This is a genomic window from Phenylobacterium sp., from assembly GCF_036402295.1.
Classification (GTDB): Bacteria; Pseudomonadota; Alphaproteobacteria; order Caulobacterales; family Caulobacteraceae; genus Phenylobacterium.
The window spans coordinates 1-8,339 of sequence record NZ_DASWTE010000088.1 but is presented as its reverse complement, the minus strand read 5'-3'; the positions used below and the strand labels follow the sequence as shown (position 1 = coordinate 8,339).

Below are 8,339 nucleotides of genomic sequence, written 5' to 3'. Positions count from 1 at the left end.
GGATCCACCCCGTCGCCCTCGAGCCAGTCGGCGACGGTGAAGAGGTAGGCGTCGCAGATCGAGAACGCCTGGCCCAGCACGTACGGCCCCTGGAAGAGCTCGGTCTCGATCAGGGCGAACGCCTCGCCCACGGTCTGCGGGACCTTGCGGCGCATGTCCTCGAACGAACTCTCCTCGTCGGCCCAGCGGTAGCCGCGGTGCCGGTGCGCATGGGCTACGTGGACGGTCGAGGCCAGGTAGCTGTTGAAGGCCTGCGCCTGGGCGAAGGCCCAGGGGTCGGTCGGCGCCAGCTTCGCCGCCGGGAAGGCCTGGGCGATCCAGGCCAGGATGGCGACGTTCTCGGTCAGCACGCCCTGTTCGGTCACGAGGGCCGGCACCCGGCCCTTCGGATTGATGGCCAGGTATTCCGGCTTGCGCTGGTCACCGGCTTTGGTCGAGGTGGGGACCACCTCGTACTTCGCCCCCGCCTCCTCCAGCGCGATCAGCGAGGCGAGCGAGCACGAGCCCGGGGAATGGAAGAACCTGATCATCCGCTTTCCTTTCCCCGACGCTGCAGCCAGCGCCGCGCGAACCAGCCGATCGCCAGCCACAGCGCCGCGACCGCGGCGATGGCCACCCAATGCCGGCCGATCTCGCCCCGCATCAGCTGGATGATCGAGGCGCCGGCGAAGGCCGTCAGCACGATCTTCGGCACGATGCCGATCCCGGTCCCGGCCACGAAATGCAGGCCGCGCATCGGCGTGACGCCGGCCGCCATGTTGACGACGATGAACGGCGCCGAGGGCACCAGCCGCACGACCAAGCTGGCCAGGAAGCCGTTCTCGCCGACCAGCCGCATGAACCGCTGCACGCCCTCGCCCGAAAATCGCTCCAGCGTTTTGGCCCCCGCCCCCCGGCCCAGGTAGAAGCCGACCAGCGCCGAGACCATCGTTCCGATCCAGCTGTAGGCCGCGCCCGTCACTGGTCCGAACGCCACCACCGCGGCGGCGATCAGCACGATCTGCGGCGTGCCCACGAAGGCCAGCGCGGCGAAGGCCGCCACTGCCACCGGCAGCGACCACGGCCCCTGCGCCGCGCCCAGCCACCCCTCCAGCGTCCGCTCGCCGTCGAACCCCAGCAGCTGCGCGCCGAAGAAGAAGACCACGCCCACGCCGCCGAACAGCACGAACGACACCATGAGCGTGCGCCACGCCTGGGCGTCCATGTTCGAGAGGAAGGCGAAGAGCCGGCGCATCGGCGCTGAGCGGTCGCCTGTTCGCGAGCGCGGGTCAAGGCGGCGACACCTGTTGCGTTTTCGCGTGTTGCGTTTTTACGCAACACGCGTACACAAGTTCTCCCAAGCTGGCTGCGGAGGCTGTTCCCGTGCTCGCGTACGCGTTCGACACCATCACCGCCGAACAGGCGCTGAACATCCGCCTGGGCGACACGCTCACCTTCAACGGCGGCCCCGGCCGGACCGTCAGCGTGGTCTACCAGTCGTACGACCCGCTGCAGCTCACCCCCGAGGTCCCGCGCGTCCTCGTCACCTACGGCAGCCGCACCGTCGTCTTCTCCACCGACATCGTGCAGCTGTCCCGGGTGGGCGCCCTCGTCATGGCCGACGGCTCGGCGCTCTACATCGGCGACACCAGCGACGAGCGCGTGACGGGTTCGGCAGGCGACGACGGCCTCTACGGCGGGCCGGGCTCAGACTCGATCAGCGGCGGCGACGGCCGCGATCTCCTGCAGGGCAATAGCGGCCACGACAGCCTGGTCGGCGGGGCGGGCCGCGACTCGATCTACGGCGGCCAGGGCAACGACACCATCGTCACCGACCGCGAGGGCGGCGCCGACGAAGCCGGCGACTGGGCCCACGGCAACCTGGGCGCCGATGAGATCGGCGGCGGCGCGGGCGGCGACACCCTGCTGGGCGGCCAGGGGAACGACTTCATCGGCGGCTCCGGCGGCGACGACTACCTGTCGGGCGACCTCGGCGACGACGAACTGCACGGCGGCCTGGGCTCCGACAGCCTGTTCGGCGGCGCGGGCGACGACATCCTGCAAGGCGGCTTCGGCCTGGACATGCTCAGCGGCGGCGACGGCGACGACCAGCTGGTCGCGCAGGGCCCGGAAGTCGCCGTCCTCGCCGGCGAGGCCGGGAACGACACGCTCACCGCCGCCGGCGCCGACAAGGAGGTCCTGCTGGGCGGCTCGGGCGGCGACCGCTTCGAAATCGTCGCCAAGACCGACCCGGCCGTCCGCATCGACGCCGAGATCCAGGACTGGGAGATGCACGACACCCTGCACTTCCCGGAGGTCACGATCTTCGGCGCGAGCGCGATCCTGCCGCTCAGCTACTCCGAGTTCGTCGCCGACAGCTACGCCCTGGCGCTCGCCATCGCGAACGAGCACATCTCGGCCTCGGGCGCGAAGTGGGTCGCCGCCCAGGTCGGGGCCAACGTCTACGTCTTCGCCGACCTCGGCGACCCCGCGGACGGCGCCGACAGCGCGGTCCTGCTGGTCGGCCGAACCCTCGCCGACATCGGCCTCGACAACTTCGCTTAAGGCCGTTTCGGAAAAACTGGCTCTGGAGAGGGGCTCCCGGCGGTTTGATTGCGGCGCGGCATGGGTTACACCCGCGCCGTCCAAGCCTCAGCCGGGAGCCTACTCAGCCATGTCCCTGGAATCCGCCGCGCTCGCCCGCGTCAAGCCGTCCGCGACCCTCGCGGCCGACGCGAAGGCCCGTGAGCTGAAAGCCCAGGGCAAGGACGTCATCGGCCTGGCCGCCGGCGAGCCTGACTTCGACACGCCCGACAACATCAAGGATGCGGCCATCAAGGCCATCCGCGACGGCAAGACGAAGTACACCAACGTCGACGGCATCCCCGAGCTCAAGGAAGCCATCTGCGCCAAGTTCGCGCGCGAGAACGGCCTCACCTACAAGCCCAGCCAGATCAACGTCTCGCCGGGCGGCAAGCCGGTGATCTGGAACGCCATGATCGCCACGCTCAACCCGGGCGACGAGGTGGTCGTGCCCACGCCCTACTGGGTGAGCTACTGGGACATCGTGCTGCTGGCCGGCGGCGCGCCGGTGGCCTGCGCCACCTCGGCCGAGACCGGCTTCAAGGTGCAGCCGGCCGACCTGGAACGCGCGATCACGCCGAAGACCAAGTGGGTCCTGCTGAACTCGCCGTCGAACCCGTCGGGCGCGGCCTACACGCGCGCCGAGCTGAAGGCGCTGGCCGACGTGCTGCTCAGGCACCCGCACGTCTGGATCCTGACCGACGACATGTACGAGCACCTGGTGTTCGGCGACTTCGAGTTCTCGACCATCGCCCAGGTGGAGCCGGCGCTCTACGACCGCACGCTGACCATGAACGGGGTCTCCAAGGCCTACGCCATGACCGGCTGGCGCATCGGCTACGCCGGCGGGCCCGAGCCGCTCATCAAGGCCATGGCCAAGGTAATGAGCCAGACCACCTCGAACCCCTCGTCGATCTCGCAGTGGGCGGCGGTCGAGGCGCTGAACGGCACGCAGGACTTCATCAAGCCGAACGCCAAGCTGTTCGAGCAGCGCCGCGACCTGGTGGTCTCGATGTTGAACCAGGCCCGCGGCCTGCACTGCCCGACGCCGGAGGGCGCGTTCTACGTCTATCCGTCGTGCCAGGGCCTGCTGGGCAAGGCCGCGCCGTCCGGCAAGGTCATCGGCTCCGACGCCGACTTCGCCGTCGAGCTGCTGGAGTCGGAGGGCGTGGCCGTCGTCCACGGCGCCGCCTTCGGCCTCTCGCCGCATTTCCGGATCAGCTACGCCACCTCGAACGCGGTGCTGGAAGAGGCCTGCCAGCGCATCCAGCGCTTCTGCGCCAACGTGAAATAGCCCGTCAGGGCTTCTGCCCGGCATTCCACTCCGGCCGGAAGTCGCTGTTCGCGAGCCAGCGGATCGGGCCGATCAGCGACTGGATCACCTCGGCCATGAACGGCAGGTCGACGCTCTCCACCGTGTCCGTCGGCTGGTGGTAGGTGGGCGGGATCGGCCAGGCGCTGACCGTCTGGGCGACCACTCCCTTCAGCGCCAGCTGGTAGTTGTCCGAACGCTGGAAGAAGTTCTGCTCCGGGTACGGGTCCGGCGCGATGTCGGCCCCCTGAGCCTTCAGGGTCGGCCCCAGGTTCGAGCGCTCCCAGCCGGTCAGCATCAGGGTTGTCGGATGCTTCGGGTCCGGCAGCCCGATCATCTCGAACTCGAGGTTGGCGGCGATGTCCGCCAGCGGCAGCGGCGGCTTGGCCAGGAACAGCTTCGCCCCGTGTCCGCCCTGCTCCTCGCAGCCGAACAGCGCGAAGTGCACCGTCCGCTTCGGCGCCTTCTCCGCGCTCAGCAGCCGCGCGAACTCCAGCACCGCGGCGGTCCCCGAGGCGTCGTCGTTGGCGCCCGGATAGAGCACGCCGTCCTGCACGCCCACGTGGTCGTAATGGGCGCTGAGCAGGATCGCCTGGCGGTCGGCCTCGGGCGCGGTCCCCTTGATCACCCCCAGCACGTTGTGCGTCGTCTCGGTCCGCGCCGCGCCGCGCGGCGCCGACAGGGTCGCGGTCTGGCCCACGGCCGCCTTCAGCGCCGCGAACGCCTCGGGCCTGGCGAACACCAGCGGCCGCGCGACCGGAGCCACCCCCTCGACGCCCACGATCTCCACGCCCGCGGGCGGGCGCTGCGAAAGCTCGGTCCACGACTTCAGCACCTGCTCCGGCGCGGGCGTGACCACCGCCGCCGCGCCGGCGCGCAGCAGCGCGCTGGCGATCCGCGGGTCGAACGGCCCGTCGCGCAGCACCACCTTGCCCGCCACGACCGCCGGATCCGCGGCGCCCTCGGCGGCCATGGCGATCGGCCCGACAGCGCTCTCCCCCGCCGCCATCGCGACGATCGCCTCGCCCTGGACGAAGCGCGTTCCGCCCACGCTGAGCGTCGGCGGGCTGGCGTAGGTCGGGACCCGGTACTCCACTTGCTGCAGGTAGCCGCCGCTGGGCGCGGCCGGGGCTATGCCATGCGCCTGCAGCCGCGCGGCGACGTAGCGCGCCGCGGCGTGCTCGTCGGCGGTGCCGCAGGCGCGGCCGCGCGCCTCGGGCCCGGCCAGCCGCGCCATGTCGACCTTCACGCATTCCGCGCACACCTTCGGCGCGGCGAGGGCCGGCGTGGCGGCCACCGAGAGCGCGGCCGCAAACAGGAACGACTTCACCGGAGACCCCCACGCGTGCCAAGGCGCGGAGGGTTCCGGTGAGGCCTCTAGGATGTCAAGCGAGGCTAGTGCTTCTCGCGCCAGCCGGCCTTGGCCGCATCCTTCGTCAGGTTCAGGCAGACCTTGTCGTCGCGGATGCTCTCCACCCAGGTCATCGGGATCAGGTGGTGCTTCAGGCCCGATCCGAAATCCAGCTTGGCCAGCTCGATCTCCTCGCCCAAGACGTGGTCCACCTTGCCGACATGGCCGCCGTCGGACCCGACAACTTCCATGTGCTCGCGAATTTGGGAGGCTTGGATCATGATCGTCTCCTCGTCACTTCCCGGACCATTCGTCCCGAATGGTCCATTTCTGCTAGGAGTCTTGAACCGTCGGCTGTTCGCCGATGGTTCAAAGGGGGACGGGGTAACGGGCCGCAGCCGATGGGGTTTCGATGGCCGAGCTGATCAATCTGAACAAGGCGCGCAAAGCCCGCGACCGCGCAGCCGCCAAGGCCCAGGCGGCCGAGAACCGCACGAAGCACGGCCTTTCGAAGGGCGAGAAGGCCGTGACCAAGCTCGAAGCCGAACGCGCCCGCCGCGAGCTCGACGGCGCCAAGCGCGAGGACTGAGCCGAAGCCCTTACCTCCACCGCGAAGCGGCGGGAGGTAGAAGGCCCTACGCCGCCTTCGGCAGCACGCCGTCGCGGACGTTGGCCGGGATCGAGTCGTAGATCGTCGGCGGGGTGATCCCCAGGCGCCGCCTCGCAGCCTCCAGCGGCTCGGCCATCAGGGCCTCGTAGTCCTCGCCCAGCAGCCACTTGGCGGCCTTGCCGCGCTGGTAGCCCTGCCAGATGGCCTTGAGCGTCGGGTGCTGCGTGCCCCGCGAGCGCGAGGCGGCGCCGAACGCGATCAGCGCCCAGCCCAGGCCCCTGGTCTGGGCGTACGAGAACGCCACCAGGCACGCCTCGCCCAGCGCGTCGCGGTGATAGCCCGACAGGATGTGCCAGATGTCGTGCACGTCGCGGGTGCGGCGGCCGAACCAGGCGTAGGGGTGCGGGTTGTCGACGTCGCTGATGCCCTCGCGGCTGACGTCGGCCAGGCCCTCGGCCGAGAGGTCCTCGGCGCGGATGAACTCACGGTACGCCGCGCCGACGCTGCCCTCGGGCAGGCTGTCCAGCCAGGCGTCGTCCATCAGCCGGTCGGCGAATTCCTTGCGCTCGAAGGCCATGCGCCCGCCCTCGGGCGTCTCGAGCAGCCGGATGTAGCCCTTGGCGGTCGACTGGCCGTTCAGCGCCCGCATGATCTCGAACACCTGGCGGGTGTCTTCCTTGTCGGCGAGCAGCTTCTGCAGCGAACGCCAGGCGTGGCCCCAGTCCAGCTTGGTCGAGACCGCGCGCGGCTCGTACGGACGGAAGTCGGCGGTGTCGGCAGTCATGGCCATGGGGAGATAGCCCTATGTAAGCAGCGTCCAGATGAAAATGACGCAGGCGTCATCTTTTTGCAAGGGACTAGATGACGCTAGGCTCAACTTTGTAAACAGGCCGTATGGCGACCCTGAAGAAACGCTCCCTCCTGCTCTCCGGCCACGCGACCTCGATCGCGCTGGAGCCCGAGTTCTGGGCCGTCCTCGACGCCATGGCCGCCGAGCGCGGCGTCAGCCTCGCCGCCCTCGTCGTCAGCATCGACCGCGGCCGCGAAGACCGCCCCCTCGCCTCCGCCTGCCGCGTCGCGGCGCTGAAGCATGCGCAAACCCCCCAGTAATCCCGCTCATCCCGGCGAATGCCGGGACCCAGATCCAATGGCATTGGTGTGGGCTGGAAGGGCTCTCAGCGAATGGAGCCCACGTGGGAGCTATTCGATCTGGGTCCCGGCATTCGCCGGGATGAGCGGAGCGCGGGGGCGGGTTACCTCACCGTCTCCCGCAGCCACGGCTCCATGTCCACGAGCCGCGCCTCGCCCTTCAGCCCCTCGCGGAAGGCCGCGAGGTTCCGGTAGCTCGCGAGCACCAGGATCCGCTTGCCCGGATGCGCCGCGATGGCCTCGCGCGTGCGCTCGACCATGAACCCGTCCCACTCGGCCTGGCTCGTCTCGAACGCCTTCCCGCCCAGCTCCGCCTGCGCCAGCGCCTCGGCGCGCACGAGGTCGGCCGTGACCCGGTCGTGCGCGTCGGCCGGATGGTTCCAGTGCGCCTGCAGCGCCGCCGACAGTGATTTCCGCAGGCTCGCCATGTACGCGGCCGCCGCGGGCTTCTCCTTGCCGAACGCCTCGAACCGCGCCCCGGCCGCGCCGGTCATCTCGGCGAAGGTCTTCCCGCCCGGCTCCATCGAGATCACCGGCGCCGGATGGTCGGCCAGCCACGGCCAGACGACGTTCGGGTATTCGGGCCGCCCTGGCGTGTCCTTGCGCTCGGCCGCCTCTTCGGGGCGCACCTCCAGCACCACCACGTCGGGCATCACGGCGTCCAGGATGCGCCGCAGGTGGTCGTACGAATAGGCGGGCTCGGTGGCGTGCAGCCGCTGGACGGCGGCGACCACATAGACCCCGTCGGCGCGGGTCCGGGCGTGGGCGGGCGCGGCAAAGCCGGCGCAGAGGGTGAGCGCGAGAAGCAGGCGAAGCGACATGGGACGGTCCCGAAGGTTGCACATCGCCGCTTGCTGCGGGTCTGCACGGTCCCCTGGAAGTCGCGGCTCCGTAAGCGGGACCGCCGCCGTGACGAGCGGGCTAACTCCCGTTGAGCCAGGCCGACAGGGCGGGCCGATAGCGCCGGGAGAGCCGCAGTTCGGCGCCCGAGCGCAGCGTCACCTGGGCGTCGCCGCGGCCCAGGCCCTTCACCTGCGCGATGCGGTCCAGGCGCACGATGACGCCCCGATGGATGCGGGCGAACGCATCCGCCGGCAGCCGCGCCGCCAGCGCGGCCAGGCTCTCGTCCAGCAGCACGCTCCCCTGTCCCGTGTGCGCCTCGGCGTAGTTCCCCGCCGCGCCGATCCAGTCCACGTCGCCGAGCGGCACGATCCGCACCGCCCCGCGGCTGCGCGCCCGCAGCGCCTCGGTGGGCGGCGGCGCAGGCTGCGGCCGGCGCGCGAGCCGCAGACCCGCGCCCACCAGGGCGGCGTAGAACAGGGCGTTGGTCCCGAGGTTGCGCACGAACATCCGCT

At 70.6% G+C, this 8,339-nt stretch carries 11 protein-coding genes; 4 read left to right on the top strand and 7 right to left on the bottom strand.

The window, feature by feature from the left end; all coding sequences use genetic code 11:
- Together VGD44_RS05970 and VGD44_RS05965 are read right to left on the bottom strand one after the other, a co-directional pair.
- Window positions 1–530 (bottom strand): glutathione S-transferase family protein (locus VGD44_RS05970; protein WP_331084894.1); only part of this gene is annotated, 530 nt, incomplete at its 3' end.
- Complete coding sequence (locus tag VGD44_RS05965; RefSeq protein ID WP_331084892.1) at window positions 527–1,234, bottom strand: TVP38/TMEM64 family protein; 708 nt, start codon at window positions 1,232–1,234, stop codon at window positions 527–529. The genes VGD44_RS05970 and VGD44_RS05965, both read right to left, overlap by 4 nt.
- A 128-nt stretch (window positions 1,235–1,362) precedes the next feature.
- On the opposite strand from VGD44_RS05965, the gene VGD44_RS05960 reads away from it, so the two are divergent.
- A complete protein-coding gene (locus tag VGD44_RS05960) occupies window positions 1,363–2,544 on the top strand; it encodes a calcium-binding protein (protein ID WP_331084890.1) in 1,182 nt (393 codons plus the stop codon).
- A 109-nt stretch (window positions 2,545–2,653) separates the two neighbouring features.
- Window positions 2,654–3,856, top strand: coding sequence for a pyridoxal phosphate-dependent aminotransferase (locus tag VGD44_RS05955; RefSeq protein ID WP_331084887.1), 1,203 nt, complete (start codon window positions 2,654–2,656; stop codon window positions 3,854–3,856).
- Window positions 3,857–3,860: 4 nt separating this feature from the next.
- On the opposite strand, the gene VGD44_RS05950 is transcribed toward VGD44_RS05955, so the two are convergent.
- Window positions 3,861–5,204: a M28 family metallopeptidase gene (locus tag VGD44_RS05950; RefSeq protein ID WP_331084885.1), complete on the bottom strand. Its 1,344-nt coding sequence runs from the start codon at window positions 5,202–5,204 to the stop codon at window positions 3,861–3,863.
- Between the two features lie 65 nt (window positions 5,205–5,269).
- Window positions 5,270–5,506, bottom strand: coding sequence for a DUF2171 domain-containing protein (locus VGD44_RS05945; protein WP_331084883.1), 237 nt, complete (start codon window positions 5,504–5,506; stop codon window positions 5,270–5,272).
- Between the two features lie 131 nt (window positions 5,507–5,637).
- Between VGD44_RS05945 and VGD44_RS05940 the strand changes: the two genes are divergently transcribed.
- Complete coding sequence (locus VGD44_RS05940; protein WP_331084881.1) at window positions 5,638–5,814, top strand: DUF4169 family protein; 177 nt, start codon at window positions 5,638–5,640, stop codon at window positions 5,812–5,814.
- A 46-nt stretch (window positions 5,815–5,860) separates the two neighbouring features.
- Here the strand turns inward: VGD44_RS05940 and VGD44_RS05935 are convergent, their stop codons facing one another.
- Window positions 5,861–6,625, bottom strand: a complete 765-nt coding sequence (locus VGD44_RS05935) for a Coq4 family protein (protein ID WP_331084879.1) — start codon at window positions 6,623–6,625, stop codon at window positions 5,861–5,863.
- A 104-nt stretch (window positions 6,626–6,729) separates the two neighbouring features.
- Here VGD44_RS05935 and VGD44_RS05930 point away from each other — a divergent pair, with 104 nt between their 5' ends.
- On the top strand, window positions 6,730–6,945 hold the full coding sequence (locus tag VGD44_RS05930) for a ribbon-helix-helix domain-containing protein (RefSeq protein WP_331084877.1): 216 nt from the start codon (window positions 6,730–6,732) through the stop codon (window positions 6,943–6,945).
- A 143-nt stretch (window positions 6,946–7,088) separates the two neighbouring features.
- Here VGD44_RS05930 and VGD44_RS05925 read toward each other — a convergent pair whose 3' ends face one another.
- Together VGD44_RS05925 and VGD44_RS05920 are read right to left on the bottom strand one after the other, a co-directional pair.
- Window positions 7,089–7,805: a hypothetical protein gene (locus tag VGD44_RS05925; protein WP_331084875.1), complete on the bottom strand. Its 717-nt coding sequence runs from the start codon at window positions 7,803–7,805 to the stop codon at window positions 7,089–7,091.
- Between the two features lie 100 nt (window positions 7,806–7,905).
- The coding region (locus tag VGD44_RS05920) for a LytTR family DNA-binding domain-containing protein (RefSeq protein ID WP_331084873.1) at window positions 7,906–8,339 on the bottom strand (434 nt) is incomplete at its 5' end.